Raw genomic sequence first — 19,674 nt, 5'->3', positions numbered from 1 at the left:
AATGGCTGGGGTCTGCTTGTCTATGGCTTGGTTCTCGAAGCCGCCGTTTCGACACAGGGGTGAATCCGGGCTCGCCCTCATGACGTCGACGATGCGCTGGCCGCCCCGTCGCTCTTGATGCGCCTCGGCTGGGCTGGCGGGGGCACCTCGACGGCGACTGGCGCGCCCTCGGGCGGCGTCAGTGAATGGGCCACCATGAACGCGGCCGACTGGATCAACTGAGCGCGCGACGATCGGCGGGTGCGTAGAGGCAGGCGCGCGATCGTCGCCACACGTTCCACGACGACGAGCACCGCCGAAGCGCCAGAGGCGGGGTCGAGGCCGTTGTCGGCGGCGGCGATGCGCTTGCACAGCAGTTCGTGAATGCGCGAAACGGAAGCGTGTCGAACATCCTCGAATCGCTTCTCGCCCTCGTCCGCTGCCAGGTTGCGCACGCGCAGGATGGCGTGATGCTCATGCCAGAACGCCGCGTAGGCCTTGATCAGCGCAGTTGCCTTGGCCTTCGCGTCGGAGTGCGACCAGTGCTGGGTGAGCAAGGCCTCGATCTCGGGCGTGATCTGCTGGACGGACTCCGCGATGGCCAGGGCGATCTCGTTGACGTCGTCGAAGTAGACATAGAACGCGGAGGACGATGTCCCGGCCACGGCTGCGATCTCCGAGACGCTGAGGTCCCGGATAGACCGCTTCTCGAGAAGGTTCGTCGTAGCCTTCATCAGTCGTGCGCGGGTCTCGGCGCCTTTGCGGCCCATCTTCTGGCCATACAGGTTCTCACGCGGGCGGGCGGGCGATGGATCTTGATGCTTCATGGGATGGGTAGGAACAACAAGGGGCTCGCTGGACTGCGCCTGTGTTCATCGATTCCCGGGCGACGGCGCAGAGGCTTGCCCGTGAGTGGCCGCCATGCCATCGTCGTCAAGCGCGAGTACTCGCTCTGGGCACGCGCGCACCCCGCGGCGAGCCTGCCCCTCCATCTCGGCCGGAACGATGATCTCAGCGACGGCGATGTAGCCGTTGTCGTCCAGCGTGAAGATGTCGGGCGCGACCGCGTTGCAGCGCGCATGACCGCAGCACTTTCCCTTGTCGGCAAGGACTTTCATGGATGTGTGCTCCTCAGAATTGCGTCTTGGGAAGCCGAACAATCAGTCCATCCATCGCCGGCGTGATCTTGATCTGGCAGGTCAGGCGACTGTTGACGGCGCCATCGATGACGCATTCGAGCATCGACTGTTCGCCCAGGTCTGCGGGTGGGACACGATCGACCCAGGCGGTGTCGACGTACCCGTGGCACGTGGCACAGCTGCAGCTGCCGCCACAGTCCGCCACGATCCCCGGAACGAGATGGTCGACCGCGGCCTGCATGAGACTGCGCCCGACCTGTTCGTGGACGTCGTGCTGCTTGCCGTTGTGTTCGATGAAGGTGATTTTTGGCATGGGAAGAGGGGGCAAAGAAGTGCGGTGTCAGACCGGCGGCGCGCTCGCAAGCGTCTTCAGCGGCTGGGATTCATCGGCTAGTCGCGAAGGATCCACCATGGACTGCTGGGCAACCAGGCGCTTGGCGATCATGAAGTCCTGAGGGCGATTGACTGCATCCGCGGCGATCACGCGACCTTCCTTCATGTAGAAGGCCGAGAACGATCGGGTCGACGTCGAGCCCCGAAGGACAAGGCGGTCGTGGCCGTCGGCGAGGCCCACCATCTGAAGCTTGAGATCGAATTGATCCGACCAGAACCAGGGCACCGCATGGTGCGGGCGGTGCTGCCCGCACAGGGTAGCTGCAGCGGTGCGCGCCTGCTCGAGTGCGTTGGGCACCGACTCCAGCCGCACGTGGCGCCCGTACATGACGTTCGGGTGTCGCGTGCAATCGCCGATCGCCAGGACATCCGGATCGGCGGTGCGTGTCAACTCGTCGACGACGATGCCGTCCTTGACTTCGAGTCCCGATCGTTCGGCCAACTCGGTGTTGGGCAGCAGGCCGATGCCCACGACTACCACGTCAGCCGGCGTCGTCGAACCATCGCTGCAAACAATTGCGGTCACCGCATCGCCCGATTCGTCGGTCACGATGGACGACACGACAGCGCTCGTGCGGATTTCGACGCCGGCCTCGCGGTGCACGCGCTCGTAAAAGGCCGAGATCTCCGGGACAGTCACGCGCGCCAACACGCGCGGCATGGCCTCGAGCACCGTGACATGCATGCCGTGCTCACGCGCAGCCGCAGCGACTTCCAGGCCCACGTAGCCTCCGCCGATCAGCACCATGCGGAAGCCGGGCTGGAACTGCCTGTGGATCCTATCGACATCGCCGACCGTGCGCAGATAGTGCAGGTTGCCTAGCCTTGGGGCGTCCTGGACACCCTTCGCCTGCAGCGGCCTCGGGCGGCCTCCCGTGGCGAACACCAGCTTGTCGTAGAGCATTGTCGAACCGTCCGAGAGCCTGACGACCTTGGCACTGCGATCCACGTGTTCGGCCCTGACTGCGGTACGAAGCTCGATGTTGGCAGTGTCGTAGGCCTCCTTCGGCTTGACGTACAACGCGGCGAGGTCGACCTTGCCTGCCAGGTACGACTTGGACAAGGGTGGCCGCTGGTACGGTGCGAACGGCTCGTCGCCGACGATCACGATCCGCGCGGTCGATCCGGTTTGTCTCAAGGCGAACGCGAGCTCTGCGCCGGCCTGGCCGGCCCCCACGATCAGGATGAGCTGCTGCTGGTCTGGGGATGTCATGCTGGCTTCACCTCAGCGCTGTCGCGAGAAATGCGCGACGACGATTGTCCGCACGCAAGCCTCATCGAGTTGTCGTTGACTCCCACACTGGCGATCTCGGCAATCATGCGGAGGTACCGAAGCGAGGTGGCGCGGGCTCGAACAAGGGGAGCCAGACGTCCTCGCGCTGGTCGAAGAGAACGCGCACCTTCATTCCAATGTGCACCGCCTCGATCGGGCAATTGATCACGTTGGTCGTGAGCCGCAGGCCGGATTGCTCCGCGAGTTCGACGATGGCGATCACGTAGGGGCGCTCGAGACCCTTTTCCCAGGCTTGTCGGTTGATCGTGACGCTGACGACCGTGGCATCTCCGCTGACGATCTGTGGTGTCACGTCGCGTGACTGGCACCGAGGGCAGATCGGCAGGGGTGGGTGTACATAGAAGCTGCATGCGGGACAGCGCATGAATGCAAGACGGCCTTCCTTGCCGCTTTGCCAGAAGAAGGTGTTCTCAGGCGTCAGTGCTGGAAGGTGGTTGCGCGGGAACGCGTCCGCGCTCGAGCAAGGTGAGGCGGCTCCTTGCGACTTCACGGCGCACTCCTTGCATCGGGACCGTCGCTGGACCGAGCCCGCGATGCTTCGCGCGACGCCTGGTTCCTGGTCGAGAGATGGCAATTCATTGGGTGGTCGCGTCTGGGTAGTGCTTGTCGTCAGGCTACATCAAAGCCATAAAAACTGAAAGAGGATCAGTTAGAAATATAAGAAGATTTTCGTTGGATAAGGGTTTTTCAGGAGTCTTTGCAGCTATGAGAATCACTGATGAAGCCTAGGGTTTTGGAGCTGCTTGAAAAACTGACAGCTAGTGAGTTATATTGAGATCAAGCCAGGAGCGCGGCAACGGCGATGCTCGATTGACGTGTTGCTGCTCGAGTCGCTCCACGTTCGAAACGGCCCTTTCGGCATGTCCATGCAGGTACCGTCTGCATACGTCGCCGCGTTGAACAAGGAGACGACCCTCGTGGCGGATGCCGGACGCAAGACCTACGACCTCTACATCGCCGGGCGCCGTCGGCCGGCCAATGGAGGTCAGTACTTCGACTGCGACAACCCTTGCACCGGTGAGGTCTGGGCGCGCGTGGCGCGCGGTACGGCCGCCGACGTCGACGAGGCCGTGGCGGCGGCTCGCGAGGCCCTGTCAACCTGGAATGGCCTGAAGCCGAGCGAACGCGGCAAGCTAATGCTGAAGATGGCGGAGCTCATCGACACGCACGCACCGGCGCTGGCGGCTTCCGAAGTTCGCGACAACGGCAAGCTCTATGCGGAGATGCTGCCGCAGATGCGGTCGGCCGCCGACTGGTTCCGCTATTACGCGGGCCTCGCCGACAAGCTGGAAGGGGCCGTCATTCCGACTGGTCGCCCTGACATGCTGACGTTCACCCGGCTCGAGCCCTTGGGCGTCGTGGCGTTGATCACGCCCTGGAATTCACCGCTGCTCCTGCTCGCCCACAAGCTGCCGACGGCGCTGGCGGCCGGCAATACAGTGGTCATCAAGCCGTCGGAGTTCACATCGGCCTCGACCCTGGAGTTTGCCGAGTTGTTCGCGCAGGCGGGCTTCCCGCACGGAGTGGTGAACGTCGTGACCGGATTCGGAAGCGAAGCCGGCGCGGCACTGGTCGCGCATCCCGACGTCGCCAAGGTCGCCTTCACCGGTTCGGAAGAGGGCGGACGCCGCATCAACCAGGGCGCGGCGGCCGACTTCAAGCATGTCGCGCTGGAGCTCGGAGGAAAGTCCCCCAACATCGTGTTCGAGGATGCCCAGATCGACGCGGCCGTCGTCGGCGCGATCGCCGGCATCTTCGCTGCGAGCGGACAGACCTGCATCGCGGGTTCCAGGCTTTTGCTCCAGCGCTCGATCCATGATGGCTTCGTCGGGCAACTGGTGGACTTGGCCGGCCAGGCGCGCATCGGCGACCCGATGCTGCCGGAAACCCACGTCGGCCCGATCGCGACGCCGCCCCAGTATGCGAAGGTACTGGAATACATCGCCATTGCGAAGGAGGAGGGTGCGCGGTGTGTGCTCGGCGGAGGACCGTATGCCGGCTCCGGAACCAGCGGCGGACGCTTTGTCTTGCCGACGATCTTCACCGGCGTCGACAACCGGATGAGGATCGCGCGCGAAGAGGTCTTCGGGCCGGTGCTGGCCATCATCCCGTTCGACAGCGAAGAAGAAGCCTTCCAGATCGCCAACGACACGCCTTTCGGATTGGCCGCCGGCGTGTGGACGTCCGACATGGCCCGCGCGCTGCGCGCTTCCGAGCGCCTGCAAGCCGGGACGGTCTGGATCAACACCTACCGCACGGGCGGCTGTTCGACGCCGTTCGGAGGCTACAAGCACAGCGGCCTGGGTCGGGAGGGCGGCGTCGAAGCCATCAAGGAATGGGTACAGACCAAGACGGTCTGGCTCTGCGGAAAGCCGGATACCAATCAGCCGTTCGTCATGCGGCATTGAGCCGCCACAAGGAGACATGCCATGGAAGCCAACACCCAAGCGCAGGGCGCAGCCGGAGGGAAGTGTCCGTTCGCGGGCAGCGTATCGAGCCTGTTCGATCCGGCCGTGCAGCGCGAACCCAACGAGTTCTATCGTTGGTTGAGGACCACAGATCCGGTGCACTGGGACGACACGATGCAGATGTTCATCGTCTCGAAAGCGGCCCTGATCCGTGAGGCGGCGGAGGATACCGAACGCTTCTCGAGTGTCGGAAGCCTGGACTTCCCACGCGAGCGTCCTCTCTGTCCGGCAGCGGCGGCCGTTCGTGATACGACTTACGCGACCGAGCCGCTGACCATCATCCTCGATCCGCCGGTGCACACGCAGTACCGCAAGATCATGAACAGCGCGCTGTCGATTCCGCGCATGCGCGCCGCGCGGCCCGCGATCGAACGACTGGTGACCGAGTTTCTCGACAGGTTGCTGACGAAGAAGGGGGGCGACCTCGTGGAGGAGTTTGCGGTGGCGCTTCCGTTCGCTCTGATCACGGAGATGATGGGGCTGCCTGGCGACATGGCCCCGAAGGTGCGAAAGTGGGCCGGGGCGTACCAGGATCAGCTCATCGGGCGCGGTTCCGAGGATCGGCAGGTCGAGTGCGCGAACATGTACGTCGAGTACCACCGCTATTTCGCAGAGCGGGTCGAGAACTGCCGGGCGCAATCGAATCCTCACGACGACCTGGTGACCTGCATCGCGCTGGCCCGCAAGGACGACGGCTCGTTGTTGCCGATGGTCGAGGTCCTCGCGATGATCGAGCAGTTCATCGTCGCGGGCGCGGAGACCACGACGAACACGCTGACCATGGGCCTGCTGACGCTGGCTCGCCGAAGCGACCTGATGACGCGCCTCCGTGCGGATCGCGACGCCTCCGAGGCTTTTGCGGAGGAAGTCCTGCGCCTGTTCGCGCCGGCGCAAGGGCTCTTCCGCACGGCCACCCGGGACACGGAACTTGGCGGGACGCCGATTCCCAAAGGGTCCCGGGTCATGCTGCGCTGGGGCGCGGGGAACACTGACGACGACCTGTTCGTCAATGCCGAGGAACTCGACCTGTCGCGGCCCAACTCGCACCAGCACCTCACGTTCGGCCATGGACCCCACAAGTGCCAGGGAGCGACGCTGGCGCGCATAGAGCTGTCGACCTCCTTCAGGATGTTCGCCACGCTGGTCGACAAGATGTCCATCGTGGACGCGGAGCGCGACATCGAGTACATCCAGGCGCCGATCTTCATGGGGCTGAAGAGGCTCGTCGTGGCGATGGTGCCCAGAGAGACTGTGGAAGTGGCGAACTGAGCGCCCTCCGGTAGTTCGGGCCGGGCGACCTCGATGCGTCTGAGCCCAGCCCGTGCCGTGGAGTCGTTTGTTGCTTCGAACTATTTCATCCGGAGACTGACGCGATGACTTCTTCTGCGACTCCCGCCCACGCACGGCCGGCGATCCCCCCGCATGTGCCGCCTGACCTGGTGCGCGACCTCGACATCTTTGCCATCGACGTGGGCGACGATCCGCAGGCCGCAATCATTCGCGATCTATCGGCTGCGCCGCCGATCTTCTACATGCCGCGCAGCTTACGCTTTCCCGATTGGGGAAGCTGGGTGTTCAAACGGGGGCACGATATCCGGGCCATCATGCAGGATACCGAGCACTTCTCGAATCATGGGGTCGCCGGATTCGACCAACTCTCCGGTACCGGAGACACCTGGCTTGCGCTTCCGGCGGAAGCCGATCCGCCGGACCACGGCAAGTACCGGGCGCTGCTGAATCCTTTGTTCTCGCCCGCGCGGATCAAGGCGTATGAAGCCAACATCCGCGCCCACGTTATCGAGGTGATCGAGTCTTCGGCCGGGGCGGGCTCGGTGGACTTCGTCCTGCTCGCTCGCAAGCTGCCTGCGGGCATCTTCAGTCAGCTTCTCGGGTTGACCGTCGACGAAACGCTGGGGGTCATCGACCAGGTCAAGCTGGTCTTGCACAGTGGCTACGATGTGGAGAAACGACGCGCCGGTGTCCGCGGGATCATGGCAATCGAGAAGGACCTCGTCGAGAAGCGGCGCAGGCAGCGAGGGCACGACCTGGTCAGCATCGCGCTGGACGCTACGATCGACGGCCGCCCACTCACAGAGAAGGAGATGTTGGGGATGTTCTTCTTCTTCCTGCTGGCCGGGCTGGACACGATCGCGGGTGCCACCGGCTTCATGTTCCGGTATCTGGCGGAACACTCGGAGGTTCGCCGAAAGCTGGCTTCGGACCCCACACTCATCCCCGATGCAATCGAGGATAGCCTGCGCCGCCATTCGCAGATCACTACCAACCGCTTCGTGAAGAAGGACGTGGAGATCGGCGGCGTTGCCCTGAAAGCGGGCGATCATGTATTTTGTTCCCTGGTGCTGGCCAACCTCGACCCGCAATCCGTAGACCGGCCTCTGGAGGTCGACATCACCCGCAACCCCAACCTCCACGTGGCCTTCGGTGCCGGGCCGCACCGCTGCATCGGCTCGAACATCGCACGTCTGCAGATGCGCGTCACGCTGGAGGAGTGGCTCAAGCGGCTGCCTGAATTCTGGATTCCCGCGGGCAGTGAGATTCGCGCCGTCAACTCTGAGGCGCTCGTGTTGTCGACGCTGCCGCTTGCCTGGGCCGATCGCGGAAGTTGTCCTGCGACCTTTGGCTGAGGCGTAGTACCGAGACAAAACAGGAGCGAATACCGCCGGCCTTCAGGGCGCCACCAGCCGACGAACCGCCTCGACCAGTGCGCTCCTGATCGATGCGGCTTCACCAGGGTTCATCCGCGTGCGATCGAGCTGAACGGTGGCGAGCTGGTAGATGAGTGTGAGGAGGTGCTTGGCCGGTATCGCCCGCGTGACTTTGCCGGCCTCCTGAGCGCGACGAAGCCTTTCTGTCTTCTCTGTGTTGACTTCCGCCGCGAAACCCACCATCTCGCTGATGCCGCCTCGCTCGAGTTGCTGCCATGTTGTCAGTCGAAGCATTTCGGGATGGGCCTGCGACCAGTCAAAGGTCTGAGACGCGTACGTCGGCAGATCGCTGGGATCGAAGGGGACGTTCGAGACGACCTGCGTCACCATCGCATCGAACACGGCGTCGAACAGCCCGTCCTTGCTGCCGAAGTGTGCATAGATCGACTGCTTGTTGCAGCCAGCTGCGTCTGCAATGCGGTCGACCCGCGCTCCTGCGATCCCGTACTGGGCGAACTCGGCAGCGCCTGCCTCGAGCAGTCGACGACGGGTAGCTTCTGCGTCTCTCATCTTTGAACTCGAAAAATAAAACCAACTGGTTGGTTGACAAGTGTACCTCAGGGAATCACAATTAGTAAACCAACCGGTTGGTTGCTAAAGGAGATCATCATGAGCAATGTCACCCATCATTTCATCGGCGGTCGCCGTGTCGCGCCGCTGGGCGCCGAACGCTTCGAAGTGCGTTCACCATTCGACGGTGCCCTGGTTGGTACCGTGCCCGCCGCGGTGCCGGCCGATATCGATCTGGCCGTCGCCGCCGCCCGCAAGGCGTTTGACAACGGGCCTTGGCCCCACATGGCGCCTCAGGAGCGGCAACTGATCCTCAAGAAGTTCGCGGAGCTGCATGCAGCGCGCGCGAACGAGATCGCAGCGCTTGTCAGCCGCGAGAATGGCACACCTATCAGCCAGGCCATCGGCCTTCAGCAGGGCGTCGCCCCGCAGAACCAGGCCTACCTGGAAGCCGCCGCGACGTTCGCCTGGGAAGAGCGCCGGCCGGCGTTCTACAAGGGCGAGACCGTGTGGCGCCGTGAGCCGCTCGGCGTGGTCGCCGCGATCATTCCCTGGAACGCACCGCACCAGTCGGCGCTCGTGAAGCTCTTTCCGGCCTTGCTGGCTGGATGCACGGTCATCCTCAAGCTCGCACCCGAAACTGGTCTCGACGGCCACCTGCTCGGAGAGATGTTCAACGAGGCGGGACTCCCGGAAGGAGTGCTGAGCATCGTGACCGCGGAGCGCGAGACCAGCGAATACCTCGTCAAGCATCCGGGCGTCGACAAGATCGCCTTCACCGGTTCCACCGCAGCCGGCAAGCGTATCGCGAGTCTGGCGGGGGAGAGCCTGAAGCGAGTGAGCCTGGAGCTCGGCGGCAAGTCAGCCTCGATCATCATGCCGGACGCCGATCTCGCGGCGGCAGCCGCCGGAACCCAGTTCACCTCGTACTTCAACAACGGGCAGGCCTGCATCGCCCACACCCGCGTGCTGGTGCAGTCTGGCCAGCACGATCGCTTCGTGGCGGCGCTCGCCGAGGTGGTCAACGCGATCAAGGTCGGCGACCCGAGCGATCCGGCGACCTTCCAGGGCCCGCTGGTGGCCAAGCGGCAGCAGGAGCGTGTCTGGGGTTACATCGACAGCGGCATCTCCGCCGGCGCGACGTTGGCCGCCGGCGGACTGGGCATGCCGGCGGGCATGAACCAGGGCTCTTTCGTGCGACCCACCCTGTTCTCGAACGTCGACAACAGGATGCGCATCGCCCAGGAAGAAATCTTCGGTCCGGTCGTCTGCGTCATTCCCTACGACACGGTCGAGCAAGCGATCGCGATTGCCAACGACTCGCCGTACGGGCTGGCCGGTGGAGTGTGGAGTAGCGATCCGACGGCGGCCATCCAGGTTGCGCGGCAGCTCAAGACTGGCGGCATCGCGGTGAACGGACAGTGGCCCGACTTCCGGGCACCGTTCGGGGGCTACAAGCAGAGCGGCATCGGCCGCGAGTTCGGCGCTGAAGGCCTGTCCGTGTACCTGGAACACAAGTCGATCTTCCTGTGATCGCAGGGGCGCCGCGACCTCGGGGATGCACTAGCATCCTCGGAAGGCCGGCGCACGCTTCTCGAGCACGGCCGTCACGCCCTCGATGTGATCCGCAGTGAGGTGGCACAGCCCCTGTGCCGCTGCCGAGAGTTCCATCACACCGTCGTACGCAGCAGTGCGACCTTGTCGCATGACGCTCTTCGTCAGCCTCAGCGCGTGAGGCGGTTGCGCTGCGACGCGGCCGGCGAGTTTCATGGCTTCGGCGAGCAATTCGTCGGCCGGGACGACGCGGCTGACCAGGCCCCAGTCCGCCGCGGTCTGCGCATCGATGACGTCCCCGGTGTACAGCAATTCCGCGGTGCGACTGAAGCCGATCACCTTCTGCAGCAGCCAGGCGCCGCCATCGCCCGGGATCAGTCCGACCTTCAGGAAGGTCACTCCGAAGCGAGCCTCGGTCGAGGCAATTCGCATGTCGGCGAGGCATGCCACATCGCAACCCAGCCCGATCGCGGGCCCGTTGACGGCGGCGATCAGCGGAATCTCGAGTTCATAGAGCGCACGGCTCAGCATGTGGATCTCGCGTCGGTAGTTTTCGCGGATCACCGTGCCCGCCCCTCCGAAGACGCCCTCGCGGGCCTGCATCGCCTTGATATCACCACCGGCGGAGAACGCACGGCCTGATCCCGTCAGCACGGCGCAGCGAAGACTGGCGTCGCGGCCTACCTCCTCGCACACGCTCCGAATGGCTTCGCCGTCTCCTGGCGCGCCGAGCGCGTTCATCGCCTGCGGTCGATTGAGCGTGAGGAGGGCGATGGAGCCGTGACGTTCGAGCTGGAGTAGCGACATGGAATTCCTCGGTGAGTGATGCGAGCCGTGCATCGATAAACGTTTAACTGACACTCTATCAGTTATAGTTGGCGCCTGGAACTCTGGCGGCAAGAGAGGGCTTCTCAATTGACACGCGAAGGAACGAGGAGCGACGAAGCGATGGAGGTCAGCGGATCCACCAGGATCCAGGACGACTCGGCCCCGCTCGCGCGCCTGTTGACCGTGGTTCGCAGCGACGAAGACCGCTTTGAATCAACAGTGAACCAGCGCAATCGCAACGGCAGCCTGTTTGGCGGACAGCTCATCGCACAAGCATTGGTGGCGGCCCAGCGGACAATCGACGCGCGATTCGTGCACTCGCTGAACGTAAATTTCCAGGGGCCCGGTGCGCCTGACATGAGCGTCAGCTACCAGGTCGAGCGCTCGCGCGACGGAGGCAGCCTCTCGACGCGCCGCGTCTCGGGATCGCAATCTGGAACGGCGCTCGTCTTCGCTGTCGCGTCCTTTCGCGGGGCAGCCGAGGGGTTGGTTCATGAACGACCGTGGAGCGCGATGCCGCCCCCGCCGGAGTCGCTGCAATCGTTGACGGAACTGGATGTTCGCTACGGCAGCGAGGTGGGTGCGCATGGACGAGGCAGGCTTGCGTCCTATGCACAAGTCGAATTGCGCCCCGTCGATCCAGAGACGCATCTGCTCATGGCGCCGGGTCCGGCGCGAGCGCAATTCTGGATACGCGGCGTGCTGGAGTCAGCTGCCGACGCCGCGACGAATGCCGCCGCACTGGCGTTCCTGTCGGACTACCTGTTCGTCAACGCCGCGCTGATACCGCACGTCCAGGAACTCCCGGCGGAACGGATGTTCGTGGCCAGCCTCAACCATGCGATCTGGTTCCACCGGCCTTGCGATCCACGGGAATGGTTGCTGTTCGAATCCGAGAGCCCATGGGCGGGCGATGGACACGCCTTGCTCCAGGGCCGGTTCTACGACCGCAACGGCCGCCTGGTCGCCTCGGCCGCACAGGAAGCGCTGATCCGTCGCGGCGTTCCGCGTCGATAGCTTGCGCGTCACGCACGCATCGACGACGTGCAGCGCGGTCGATGGTCCGTCAGCCCAGGGCTTCGCGCGACGAGACGACCGGCCGGCTCTCCCGCGTGCCACGCATCCTGCGGCCGGGATCGCTGGGATCGTTGTTCGTGATGAGTACCGAGTCTGGCTCCACCGCGAGAAGGGTACCCACGAAGGGCATGTCGCCGAACTCCTCGGGCACCCGATAGCTCACGGTGTCGCCGACCTTGAACGTCAGCGGATCGAAGTTGAAATCGAAAGGACATCTCTCCTGCTGCATGTGATGCTCCTCAATACTCAGAAGTCGGTACCGCCGTCGATGTTGATCGTCGAGCCGGTCACGTAGGACGCCCTCCGTGACAGGAGGAAGACGATCATGTCGGCGAACTCCTCGTGCCTTCCGGCACGCTCCAACGCCACGTTCATGCCGAACTCCCGGTGGACGAATTCGTACCGCGCGCGCTCGGGCGGAACGCCGTAGCGCGCGGCAAGCTCCACGCTCGAAGCGGCATCCTTTTCAACGACGCCCGGGGCAATGCAATTGGCACGGATGCCATCGGCGCCATAGGTCTTTGCAATGTTCTTGGTCAGGCTGGCGACGGCCGCCTTGGCTGCGGTGTAGGCTGCCAACGAGCCCTTCTGTGCGCGCATCGAATATGCCGCTGTCGTGACGATCGCGCCGTCGCGCTGCCTGCGCATGGGCGCGAGTGCCGCTCGGCAAGCCTGGACGGCGATCATCAGGCCGTTGTCGATATAGTGCCGCCAGTCCGCGTTGCTTGATTCGTGCAGAGGCATGCGCGGCCCCATCGGGCTCGCGATCACCACGAGACCGTGCAAGGCGCCAAACCGCTCGACCGTCCTGTCGACGGCCAGGTCAGCTGCCCCCTCCGATGCGGCGTCCAGGATCAACGGCAGCGGATCAGGCGCATTTTGAAGCCGCATCTCGTCCACTACCCGATCGAGCGCATCGCCGCGACGCGCCGCGAGCGCTACGCGCGCCCCTTCCCTCGCCAGCAATTTCGCGGTGGCTGCGCCGATCCCATCGCTCGCCCCGATGACGAGCATGACGCGATCGCGCAGGTGCAGATCCACGGCGTCAGATCTTGAGGACTTGTCCGCCGTCGACGCACCAGGTCTGACCGGTGACCCAGCTCGCCTCGTCGGACAGCAGGAACAAGCACGTGTTGACGATGTCCTGCGGTTGCCCGATGCGCTTCAACGGCAAGGCGGCGAGCAGCCCCTGGAGGCGCTCGGCCGGGACGCTGGTCTGCGTGGCCATGGTGTCAGTGGGCCCGGGTGCGATGCCGTTGACGCGAATGTTCATGGGTCCCAGCTCCTTGGCAAGGCCGATCGTCAGCGCGTTGAGGCCAGTCTTGGCGATGCTGTAGTAGTTGCCCGCCTGGTACGCAGCCGTCGATGACTGGTTCACGATCGCACCGCCGCCGCGCGCCACCATGCTCTTGTAGACCGCCCGTGTCACGATCAGCGCGCCATTCATGTTGACTTCCATGAAGCGCTGGTAATAGGCGTACTCGACGTTGAGCAGGCTCTCGCGGCGCATGCCGGCGAAGATCGCGGCGTTGTTCAGCAAGAAGTCGATTCCGCCGAACGTGTCCACGACCTCGCGTGCAAGACTCTCGGCGGATTCCGGCGAGGCGACGTCGACCTTGATGAACCGTGCCTTGCCGCCGGAGGCGTTGATGTCCGCAGCGACGCGGCTGCCCGCGCCGACATTGATGTCCGCGACGCACACGGCTGCGCCTTCCGTGGCGAGCGCCTTGGCATAGGCCTCTCCGATCCCTTGACCTGCTCCAGTGACGATGGCGACTTTGTTCGGGAAACGCATGGGATCGATCTCCAGTCAATGCAAATTGGGTGACTCTGAAACCTGTTGTCTCTACGCTGGCCGCAGTTCGATCAGGCTGCCGTGTGCAGCGCGGGGCATACACACCAGCTCGACGATCATGTCCGCGGCGACGCGAGGCGATATCGGTTCGCCTGATGCTGCGTAAAATCCCTGGATCTGGGCCTGTTCACGGTGTCGTTGCCGCACTTGGGGCGACCAATCGCGGTTGAATCCGCTCTCCGCGAGACGACCCGAGCGCAGGACGCTCACGCGGATTCCAACCGACCTCAGTTCGGCCCGGAGCCCTTCCGACAGCGTCTCCAGCGCACTCTTCGTCGCTGCGTAGACGGCCAAGAACGGGTAGGGCGCGCGCACCGACTCCGAACTGACGTTGACGATGTCGCCGCCGGTATGCCGCATGAGGCGCGCCGCTTCGCGCATGCAGTAGATCGGCCCCAGCAGGTTCACGCCGATTTCGCGTTGAAGCAGCGCGTCGTCGGCCTCGGCAATCGGCTGTGGGCAGCCCACGGCTGCATTGTTGACGAGCACGTGCAGCCCTTTGCCGCGCGACTCGACCGCGGCAAACGCACGCCGGACGGCCGAGGGATCCGAAACGTCTGCTGGTAGCGCGAACGCCGACGGTCCGAGTGCCGCCACCGCGGCAGTGAGCTCGTTGCTCTCCCGTGCCAGAAGCCCTACCTGCGCTCCTTCGTCCCGGAAGGACTCGCACACGCGGTAGCCGAGCCCGCGCGAAGCGCCGGTCACAACGACCACCTTGCCTTGCAGGCGGCCGGTCACGACGGGTCTCCGGTATTCAGCGTTGTCGAGAGCTCAGGCATGGGCAGGCTCCGGCGATGCTGGAACGGCTCGTCCGATCAACGACTCGGTCTGCAGAAGGAAGTGGGACAGGGCGGGGATCAACACGAGCGCGCCCAACATGTTCCAGAGGAACATGAAGGTCAGCAGGATGCCCATGTCAGCCTGGAACTTGATGGGTGAGAACGCCCAGGTGATGACGCCCGCGGCCAGTGTGATGCCAACCAGCCCGACGACCTTGCCGGTGAACGCGATGGCGCGCCGATACGCTTGGCGCAACGGCAGGCCCGAGCGCTGCAGGCTCAACTGGACGCTGAGGAGATACAGCGCATAGTCCACGCCGATTCCCACACCGAGCGCGACGACCGGCAGCGTCGCAACCTTGACCCCGATCCCCAGCATGACCATCAACGCCTCGCAGCAGATCGAGGTGATCGCCAACGGAACGACGGCGACCACCACGGCACGCCACGAACGGAACGTCACGAGGCAGAGCACGATGACCGCGGAATAGACCATCAACAGCATGCGGTTGTTCGAAGCGGCCACCGAGCTGTTCGTCGCGGCCTCCATGCCCGCGGACCCCGCTGCCAGCATGATCTGCCTGTCCTTCGTGGAGTGCACCTGTGCGAATTGACTGGCTACATCGACCACGTCCGCCAATGTCGTCGCCTTGTGGTCCGTCAGGTAGGCCACGACGGCGCCCGTCGTGCCGTCACCATTCATGTACTCCGGATCATTGGTCTTCAGGTCGAAGGTTGCCTGCGCGGTCACGGATGGATCGCGATTGAGCGTGAGCCACTTCGGATTGCCCTCGTTGTTGCCAGCGGTCGCGAAGCGCGCCAGGCGGGCCGCAGAAGAAGTCGCTTGCACTTCACTCAGGCTGCGTAGGCGCTGCTCCAGCCGATCGAGTTCGGTGAGCGTCTCGAAGCTGCTGATGCCGTCGACGGGCGTCTTGATGATCATGGCAAAGACGTCGCTCGACAATCCATAGTGGCTCGTGATGAAGGCGTTGTCCCGGTTGTAGCGCGAATTCGCGCGTAGCTCGGGGGCGCCGGCATCAAGGTCGCCGGTCTGCAGTCCTCGACTCACCTCGAACGCGCCGGTGGCCAGCAGCAGGAAGGCCAGGATCGTGACGAGGGCCCAGCGGCGCTCCGTGAAGCGATCGAGCGTGTTCCACATGTGCGAGAGCACCGAAGTTCGCGTCGTATCGGACCGCTCGGATTGCAGACTACGCAGCGCGGCCTTCTGGTTCACGCCAAGATACGACAACAGCACTGGCAGCAGCACGAGGTTTGTGAAGATGAGCACGGCCACGCCGATGCTGGCGGTCATCGCCAACTCGCGAATGGCTGGGATGTCGATCGTCATCAGCACGCCGAATCCCACGGCATCGGCCAGGAGGGCCGTGAGGCCGGCGAGGAAGAGTCGGCGGAACGTATAGCGTGCGGCGACGTAGCGATGCGTGCCACGGCCGACGTCCTGCAGGATGCCGTTCATCTTCTGCGCGCCGTGCGAGACTCCGATCGCGAAAACCAGGAACGGCACCAGGATCGAATAGGGGTTGAGCACGGAGCCCAGCAGATGGACGATCCCCAGTTGCCAGATTGCCGCGATGACGGAACAGGTCAGCACCAGCGTCGCGCTTCGAAGGCAGCGCGTGTACGCGTAGATCGCGAGCGCAGCGACGCAGCCCGCGATCGCGAAGTACGCCATCACCTGGATGACGCTGTCGATGAGATCGCCGACCAGCTTGGCGAAGCCGATGATATGAATCCTCACGTTGCCGGACTGGTGCGAGCGGATCTTCTCTTCCAAGGCATGTGAGAACGCGGCGTAGTCGAGGGGCTTGCCGGTTGCCGGATCGGTGTCCACCAGTGGAACGAAGACCAGGCTGGAGCGTTGATCGTTGGCCACGAGGCTGCCGACGATGCCGGCGGTCTCGACGTTGCGTTTCAAGCGTTCCACCGTCGCGGGCGATCCGTCGTAGTTCGGGGGCATTACGGGGCCGCCTCGGTAACCCTCTTCGGTGATCTGCGTCCATCGCACGGACGGCGTCCACAGGGATCGCATGAAAGTGCGATCGACTCCCGGGATCAGGAAGACCGTGTCGTTGATCTCCTGCAGTGCCTTGAGATAGCGCGGATCGTAGATATCCCCTTGCGTGTTCTCGACGGCGACTCTCACGGAGCTTCCGAATCCGCCGAGGGCCGCCTTGTTGGCCAGGTAGTTCTGGACGAACGGGTGTGAGCGGGGAAGCGTGTCTTCGAAATTGGCGTTGACCGTCAGTCGCGACATCTCCCAGCCAAGAATGGCCGTGATCAGCGCGCAGAGGACGACGATGGTCGCGCGATGATTGAAGATCAGGCGCTCCAGGCCGTTGCCGGAGCGATGATTGAACGTGGCCGAATCGGAGACGACTTCCATCGCATCGCGACCATGCGTGCTGTGTACCATCTGGCGGAGTCCTATTGATTTGTCGCTTGAGCGGGTCGCAGCCCGGCAGTGTCGACGCCCAGGTAGCCGACCAACGCCAGTGTTCCCTTGGCGGTTTCAGTCGCGCCGTACACCGGAATTCGATGGCTCAGTTCGACGCGGTGGAACGACAATCCCTCGTCCTCGCTGCGCAGTGCCAGGCCTGTATCGCTCACGAGCACGACGCTCTTTCCGTCATCCAGCACGGCACCGGCCGTGATGCTGGCCTCGGTGCCGGTCGAGATCTGGGTCCATGACGCGCCGCCATCGACGCTCCGGTAGGCCGCGCCGCGCAGGCCGAAGGCGACGAGGAACTGCGCCGTTCCCACGATGTCGAACAGCGTTCCCCGGCATCCGGTGCTGGACGAGACGAATCGCCCGGTCTCGCGATCGAGCTTGTAGACGAACCCCTTTTCGCCTGTGATGTAGACCTCGCCTCCGATGCCACGGACGGCGTTGAGGTTCAGGAAGTCGGGATTGTCGATCTGGTGCAGCCAGGGCAACCACGACTTCCCGCCATCGTGGGTCGCAACGATCATTCCGAACGAGCCGACGGCGAATCCGTTCATTTCGTCGGTGAACCACACGCCAAGAAACGGCAGCGAGACGTCGCCTTCGGTGTTGAGCTTCAGCTCGTCGGCGTAGCGCTGCATGCCGCTCTCGCCGCTGCGGACCCTGTCGAGGTAGAACTTTTGTAGCGAGTCGCGGGCGGCGACGTGGTCAAACTGCTTCTGCCATGAAGATCCGCCATCGGTGCTGTGAAGAATCACTCCGTCATGGCCGGTCGCCCAGGCGTCATGCTCGTTCAAGAGTTGTACGGAGACCAGGTCCGTCTGGACCGGTACGACGGATTGCTGCCAGCTCCGGCCGTTGTCGTTGGAGCGAATTGCGAGGCCTCGGAGTCCAACTGCCAGTGTCCGGTTGGCCACCGTCGTTATGGCCACCAGCGGCTCGCGATCTGGCCGCAGCGCGCCGCTGAGTGGCGTCGCCGCCTCGAGCAGTGGATCGATGTAGCCCGTCTTGCCGATGTTCGACGGCAGCCCGATGCACAGGCCGCAGAACAGCGCGAGCGCGGTTGCCGTGAAGGTGTTAGCAGGTACGCGACGCTTGCGTCGCGAGCCCAGGAGAGCAGGAACGCCGGCGATGGATGGGCGTTGAGGGGATGTCATGTCTGGACCCGTGCGTGCGTTGGGGAGCGCGCGCTTTCGTCGCGCCCCCCGTCAGCAGATGATCGACATCAGCGGATGCCGGTGGCGGCCAGGCGCGACGAAGTGAACGTACCCATGTCCGGCAGCTTGACGTTGGCCGTCGACACGGAGTGCTCATTGGCGGCAGACATGTAGTACTCGCCCTTGGCCAGGTCCACGAAACCGTAGCGTTGGCCGATCGTGTACGACGCCTGGTCCGGCCCGTAGATCACCGACGGGAAGTCCAGGCCGACACGGTACAGCTTGCCGCCTTGGTCGTATCCGTCCGTGGCCACGATCTGCCACGAATCCTCGTCGACGTAGAAGGTGCGTCTCGACAGCGCGTGACGCTTGCCCGGCTTCAAGGTCGCCTCCACCACCCAGACCCGATGCTTCTCCCAACGAATCATGTCGGGGTTCGGATGCTTGGGCGTCATGAACTTGTCCGTCGAAAAGGCTGCGGTGAACATGGCGAAGTTGTTGTACGGGATGAAGATCTCCTTCTTCCCGACGAGCTTCATGTCGAAGCGATCCATGCGGCCCGAGTAGATGTTGACCTCGTCATAGGTGAGCGCCCCGCCGAAATTCGCCGACGGCGTGTCGTAGGAAAACTCCGGGGCAGTGCGTACACGTCGCTGGCCTGGCGTGTAGACCCACACCAGTTGGTCGGCATTGGCGTAGTCGGCCGAGTACGTCAGCAAGATGTTGTAGCCGACGGCCGAGACGGGCGCCTTGCCGAAGCACAGCTGCTTGAAGTAGTACGGGTCGGGCAGGCTGCTGGCCTTCGGGTCGTAATACGTGTTGGCGAACAGGCAGTCGAAGTCGCCAAGGAAGACCTGGTGGCCCGAGGCGTCCGACAGGAAGCTGGCCTGGCGGTTGTCGACGTCCGCCGGAATGTAGCGGAGCAGGAAGTTCCACATCACCTCGTAGCCGTTCTTCGGGATCGGGAAAGGAACACCGCCGTAGGCGCCCTTCACCGCATCGCCCGTCACCTGGCCGGTCAACTCGGCCCGGGTTGCGTTCTTGATGCTGTTGTCGAGCACCCATTGCGGATAGGGTGCGTTCCGATGCGTCGGGTAGACGTTGAGGTGGAACGAGGGGTATTGCTGGAGCGTCGCCGCAACGCCGGCAGTCACCTGGTCCTTGTACTGGGCGAGGTTCTTCGCATCGATCGTCACCTCGATCTTCTCGTTCGCGTACGGGTCCGGATAGTGCCCGCTTCCCGCCTTGTAGCCGGCAGGCGGAGCGATGGGTGCGGGGTTGTAGGCCGGGATGGAGCCGTCGGCATTGGCCGCCTTCTCGGCGCCGAAGGGCGTCAGGCTGACGCCCAGTTGCCTGGCCTCGTCCGCAGTGACCGCGGCATCGGCGCCGGACGCAAGTGCGAAGGCGCCCAGGGCAATGGCGATGACGTTCTTGAGTGAATTCATGTCTGT

19 protein-coding genes are annotated in these 19,674 nt (G+C 64.1%); 5 read left to right on the top strand and 14 right to left on the bottom strand.

The window, feature by feature from the left end; translation table 11 throughout:
• Positions 1 to 77 precede the first annotated feature (77 nt).
• The 5 genes from LPC04_RS08100 to LPC04_RS08080 all read right to left on the bottom strand — a co-directional run bounded on the left by LPC04_RS08100 (position 78) and on the right by LPC04_RS08080 (position 3,295).
• Entirely contained in the window at positions 78 to 806 is a 729-nt protein-coding gene (locus tag LPC04_RS08100) for a TetR/AcrR family transcriptional regulator (RefSeq protein WP_275681668.1), read from the bottom strand.
• A gap of 45 nt (positions 807 to 851) precedes the next feature.
• Positions 852 to 1,097 carry a ferredoxin gene (locus tag LPC04_RS08095; protein ID WP_275681667.1) on the bottom strand — a complete coding sequence of 82 codons (246 nt, stop codon included), beginning with the start codon at positions 1,095 to 1,097 and terminating at the stop codon, positions 852 to 854.
• 13 nt (positions 1,098 to 1,110) lie between these two features.
• Positions 1,111 to 1,431 carry a 2Fe-2S iron-sulfur cluster-binding protein gene (locus LPC04_RS08090; protein WP_275681666.1) on the bottom strand — a complete coding sequence of 107 codons (321 nt, stop codon included), beginning with the start codon at positions 1,429 to 1,431 and terminating at the stop codon, positions 1,111 to 1,113.
• A 27-nt stretch (positions 1,432 to 1,458) separates the two neighbouring features.
• Positions 1,459 to 2,724 (bottom strand): NAD(P)/FAD-dependent oxidoreductase, encoded by a 1,266-nt coding sequence (locus LPC04_RS08085; RefSeq protein ID WP_275681665.1) that lies wholly within the window; start codon positions 2,722 to 2,724, stop codon positions 1,459 to 1,461.
• A gap of 103 nt (positions 2,725 to 2,827) precedes the next feature.
• Positions 2,828 to 3,295 carry a Zn-ribbon domain-containing OB-fold protein gene (locus LPC04_RS08080; RefSeq protein WP_275681664.1) on the bottom strand — a complete coding sequence of 156 codons (468 nt, stop codon included), beginning with the start codon at positions 3,293 to 3,295 and terminating at the stop codon, positions 2,828 to 2,830.
• Positions 3,296 to 3,701: 406 nt separating this feature from the next.
• Here LPC04_RS08080 and LPC04_RS08075 point away from each other — a divergent pair, with 406 nt between their 5' ends.
• From LPC04_RS08075 to LPC04_RS08065, 3 genes are all read left to right on the top strand, one after another.
• The gene (locus LPC04_RS08075; protein WP_420854702.1) at positions 3,702 to 5,213 is read left to right on the top strand and encodes an aldehyde dehydrogenase; all 1,512 of its coding nucleotides are present in this window, start codon (positions 3,702 to 3,704) and stop codon (positions 5,211 to 5,213) included.
• Between the two features lie 21 nt (positions 5,214 to 5,234).
• Positions 5,235 to 6,542 (top strand): cytochrome P450, encoded by a 1,308-nt coding sequence (locus LPC04_RS08070; protein WP_275681663.1) that lies wholly within the window; start codon positions 5,235 to 5,237, stop codon positions 6,540 to 6,542.
• A gap of 104 nt (positions 6,543 to 6,646) precedes the next feature.
• Complete coding sequence (locus LPC04_RS08065) at positions 6,647 to 7,918, top strand: cytochrome P450 (RefSeq protein WP_275681662.1); 1,272 nt, start codon at positions 6,647 to 6,649, stop codon at positions 7,916 to 7,918.
• Between the two features lie 42 nt (positions 7,919 to 7,960).
• Here LPC04_RS08065 and LPC04_RS08060 read toward each other — a convergent pair whose 3' ends face one another.
• Positions 7,961 to 8,509, bottom strand: coding sequence for a TetR family transcriptional regulator (locus LPC04_RS08060; RefSeq protein WP_275681661.1), 549 nt, complete (start codon positions 8,507 to 8,509; stop codon positions 7,961 to 7,963).
• A gap of 99 nt (positions 8,510 to 8,608) precedes the next feature.
• On the opposite strand from LPC04_RS08060, the gene LPC04_RS08055 reads away from it, so the two are divergent.
• A complete protein-coding gene (locus LPC04_RS08055; RefSeq protein WP_275681660.1) occupies positions 8,609 to 10,042 on the top strand; it encodes an aldehyde dehydrogenase in 1,434 nt (477 codons plus the stop codon).
• Positions 10,043 to 10,072: 30 nt separating this feature from the next.
• Here LPC04_RS08055 and LPC04_RS08050 read toward each other — a convergent pair whose 3' ends face one another.
• Entirely contained in the window at positions 10,073 to 10,870 is a 798-nt protein-coding gene (locus LPC04_RS08050) for a crotonase/enoyl-CoA hydratase family protein (RefSeq protein WP_275681659.1), read from the bottom strand.
• A 141-nt stretch (positions 10,871 to 11,011) separates the two neighbouring features.
• Between LPC04_RS08050 and LPC04_RS08045 the strand changes: the two genes are divergently transcribed.
• On the top strand, positions 11,012 to 11,908 hold the full coding sequence (locus LPC04_RS08045) for an acyl-CoA thioesterase (protein WP_275681658.1): 897 nt from the start codon (positions 11,012 to 11,014) through the stop codon (positions 11,906 to 11,908).
• Between the two features lie 49 nt (positions 11,909 to 11,957).
• Here LPC04_RS08045 and LPC04_RS08040 read toward each other — a convergent pair whose 3' ends face one another.
• From LPC04_RS08040 to LPC04_RS08010, 7 genes are all read right to left on the bottom strand, one after another.
• Complete coding sequence (locus LPC04_RS08040) at positions 11,958 to 12,197, bottom strand: hypothetical protein (protein ID WP_275681657.1); 240 nt, start codon at positions 12,195 to 12,197, stop codon at positions 11,958 to 11,960.
• 17 nt (positions 12,198 to 12,214) lie between these two features.
• Positions 12,215 to 13,009: an SDR family NAD(P)-dependent oxidoreductase gene (locus LPC04_RS08035; protein ID WP_275681656.1), complete on the bottom strand. Its 795-nt coding sequence runs from the start codon at positions 13,007 to 13,009 to the stop codon at positions 12,215 to 12,217.
• Positions 13,010 to 13,013: 4 nt separating this feature from the next.
• Positions 13,014 to 13,763 carry an SDR family oxidoreductase gene (locus LPC04_RS08030; RefSeq protein WP_275681655.1) on the bottom strand — a complete coding sequence of 250 codons (750 nt, stop codon included), beginning with the start codon at positions 13,761 to 13,763 and terminating at the stop codon, positions 13,014 to 13,016.
• A 51-nt stretch (positions 13,764 to 13,814) separates the two neighbouring features.
• Positions 13,815 to 14,561: an SDR family oxidoreductase gene (locus tag LPC04_RS08025; protein ID WP_275681654.1), complete on the bottom strand. Its 747-nt coding sequence runs from the start codon at positions 14,559 to 14,561 to the stop codon at positions 13,815 to 13,817.
• Positions 14,562 to 14,594: 33 nt separating this feature from the next.
• Positions 14,595 to 17,006: an efflux RND transporter permease subunit gene (locus tag LPC04_RS08020; RefSeq protein WP_275681653.1), complete on the bottom strand. Its 2,412-nt coding sequence runs from the start codon at positions 17,004 to 17,006 to the stop codon at positions 14,595 to 14,597.
• 41 nt (positions 17,007 to 17,047) lie between these two features.
• Positions 17,048 to 18,223: a WD40/YVTN/BNR-like repeat-containing protein gene (locus tag LPC04_RS08015; protein WP_275681652.1), complete on the bottom strand. Its 1,176-nt coding sequence runs from the start codon at positions 18,221 to 18,223 to the stop codon at positions 17,048 to 17,050.
• Positions 18,224 to 18,291: 68 nt separating this feature from the next.
• The gene (locus LPC04_RS08010; RefSeq protein ID WP_275681651.1) at positions 18,292 to 19,668 is read right to left on the bottom strand and encodes a DUF1329 domain-containing protein; all 1,377 of its coding nucleotides are present in this window, start codon (positions 19,666 to 19,668) and stop codon (positions 18,292 to 18,294) included.
• Between the last annotated feature and the right edge of the window lie 6 nt (positions 19,669 to 19,674).

Origin of the sequence: Scleromatobacter humisilvae, from assembly GCF_023231945.1 — a bacterium.
In the GTDB taxonomy this organism is placed as follows: domain Bacteria; phylum Pseudomonadota; class Gammaproteobacteria; order Burkholderiales; family Burkholderiaceae_C; genus Scleromatobacter; species Scleromatobacter humisilvae.
Note: the sequence above shows the minus strand (reverse complement) of the source record. Positions and strands in the feature narration are given on the sequence as shown.